The organism is Streptomyces sp. NPDC002690, assembly GCF_053592415.1.
Map to the genome: position 1 here is coordinate 1 of NZ_JBSFVR010000608.1, position 2,671 is coordinate 2,671.

Annotated in this window: 1 protein-coding gene and 1 pseudogene; both read right to left on the reverse strand. The window is 71.0% G+C overall.

The genetic code is table 11. The features are described 5' to 3' along the window. Positions 1-97 precede the first annotated feature (97 nt). Entirely contained in the window at positions 98-2,083 is a 1,986-nt protein-coding gene (locus ACWD3D_RS35795; RefSeq protein WP_451464842.1) for an FHA domain-containing protein, read from the reverse strand. 335 nt (positions 2,084-2,418) lie between these two features. Beyond that, a pseudogene (locus tag ACWD3D_RS35800) lies at positions 2,419-2,671 on the reverse strand (hypothetical protein); the annotation flags it as partial.

The window sequence follows — 2,671 nt, forward strand, 5'->3', positions numbered from 1 at the left end:
CCAGCACCCCGACCCGGTACCCCGTCTCGGTCAGCCGGAGCGCCGAGACCGCGCCGGTACGGTCACCGACGGGGCGCGCGACGACGTCGGCCCGCCCTTACTGCACCCCGGCGGACGGAAGACTCCGGGGATCGGCCGAGTGCACACCGGCGGGAACCGGTCCCGCCGGAGCGGGGCCCGCCGGATGCGGGCCGCCGGGCCGGGGAACGTAGACCGGCGAGTCCGACTGGTAGAAGAGGTCGATGTCGGCCTCCTCGCCACCCACGATCAGGGTGTCCCAGGCCCCGCTCTCCTGGAGGGTGCGCAGGGTCGCCGGGTCGACCGAGGCGAGGTGGGAGCGGAGCTGCTCCATGGTGGGCATCCCGGGCAGCCGGGGAGCGAGACGGTCACGGATCGCCGCCATGCGGTCCAGCAGCTCGTCCAGATCGGGCCGCCCCGGCGCCCGGCCGGCTTCTTGCCCCGTCGCCCTGCCCGCCTCCGCGCTGCGGGCGATGATGTCCTTGATGGCGCGAGTGACGCCCTGCTCGTCGGTGGTCACCATGGCGTTCCACGCCCGGCTCTTGTGCCGGTACTGCAACATGGACATCGCCGCCTCGTGCCGGATGAAGTCCGCGTCCCGCAAGGGCTTGCCCCGCCAGGCCCGGCTGAGCGAGCGGGCCAGTGAAGTGGCCGAGGCGAGACCGCTGTTGAGACCGCGACCGGGCCAGAAGTGGATCGCGTTGGCGGCGTCGCCCAGCAGGAAGCCGTACGTCCCCGGCGTCGTGGCGGTCGGGCGCAGAAGCTGGGCCGTGAACCTGGGGCGCTGCACCATGTCCAGCCGGAACGACGTGATCGCGGAGAGATCGTCCTCGGGCACACCGAACAGGTTCAGGCCCTGCCGGATCTCCTTCCACAGGGGCGAACTGCGCAGCAGCGCGGGCAGGAAGAGCGTCCCGTGCGTGGAGCAGCGGAACTCGTTGTCCTCCTCGCGGCTCATCAGGCACGGGCGGGCCGCGATGCACTCCTCGAAGACCTGGCGGACCGGATCGATACCGATCACGCCCTTGGCCTCCTCGCGGGTGAGCCGCATGTTCAAGAAGCCCTCGCCACGCAGCGAGTTGAGCAGGAACCGGTTCTGCGACACGGTGAGCAGCACACTCATCGGGTCCGACAGCCGTGACTTGACCCGTAGCCCCAGCACGACGTCCTGGAGGTGCTCGCCGTCCAGGGAGTAGATGGAGGCGTCCGCCGTGCCGAAACGGTCCGCGAAGTGGTCGCGGGTGCGGGAACGCCCGCCTTCCCCGATCACCAGCACGTGTTCCTGGGCGAGCCGGCTCTTCCGTTCCACCGGGTCGAACCGGTGCGGGACGAGCTGGATCGCCGGCCGCGTGTTCGCCAGGGCGAGGAGCCGGTCCTCGATGTAGGCGATCCGGATGTTGCGGGGCGGGCGGCCGTCGACGGAGTCCGGTCCCACCGGCCACATCTCCGAGTAGGCGGCCTTGTCGCTGAACAGCGCCGCGCGCACGTCCTTGGAGAGCGCGAGGTACTGCCGGCTCTGGACCGTCACGACCTGCTGGCGGCGCACGTTGCCCTGCGACTCGTCCTTCCAGACCACTTCGGAGCCCTTGCGGACCCACCGTCCGTCGTAGACGGTGATCGCCACCCGTCCGCTCAGCGCCTCCTCCAGGGCCAGCGCGAAGGCGAGCCCCACCGGACCGCCGCCGGTGACCGTGACCCGCAGGGTGCCGGGGTTCGCCGCCGCGTTCAGCCGGGGCAGGTGCAGCTGGGAGAGGTCGATGACCGTCTCCATGACGTCCTGCGCCTCGAAGAGGAAGGTCTCGTCACCGATGCGCACGCAGTCGTTCGCGCGCAGTACGTGGCGGGTGACGCGCTGGTCGTTGACGTACGTGCCGTTCCTGCTGTCACGGTCGTGGAGGACGTACGCGCCGTCCTCCCTGACGATCTCGGCATGCAGCCGGGAGGCGCTCGGACTCACGATCACGACCCCGTTGTCGCCCTTGCGACCGAACGTGAGAGGAGCGGCGCCCAGAACCACGCTCTGGCCGGCGAAGGGGCCCGTGCGGCCCACGATGACTGATGGCATTGAAAAACGCTCCTTAGGAACGAAGCCCATCCCCAACGGCTCGCCCGTCGCCGCCGATCCGGCCGACGAGCGTTCCCGTACCCCGTGCTGACGGGCCTTCGGCCCCGACGTGTCCCCCTGTCGGCCCCCGCGTGCCGCCCCGACGGTCACGCTGTTCGCGACGGTCCCGTCCGTCCCGCCCGTGCCCTGATGTCTCATCAATTCTCGCTGATCCAGGCTGCGTTGACTGGTCTCCGATGAGACCTCGAAGTCTACGGGACAGGTTCGGCGCGTGGCCAAGGGTTGGACCGGCGCGTGGTGTGACGACGCCGGGGCGTGCGCCTCGCGGTGCGGCGTCAGGCTGTGTCCGGGCCCGTCGCCCCCGTCGCCCTCCCGTCGCCCAGCGTCCATGCCTCGATGTCGCGGTAGTGGATCGGACCGCTGCTGCGGCCCACGTTGCTGCCGACCAGATGCAGACGTGCCGCGGGCCACCCGCCACCGCGGAACCCGGCGAGCCCCGCCGCTGGTTCACCGCACCGCTCCCGCCGGTGTCCACCCTGCGCGGCCGCCTCTACGACGGCTGGACCACGGACGACCTGGAGTACGTGG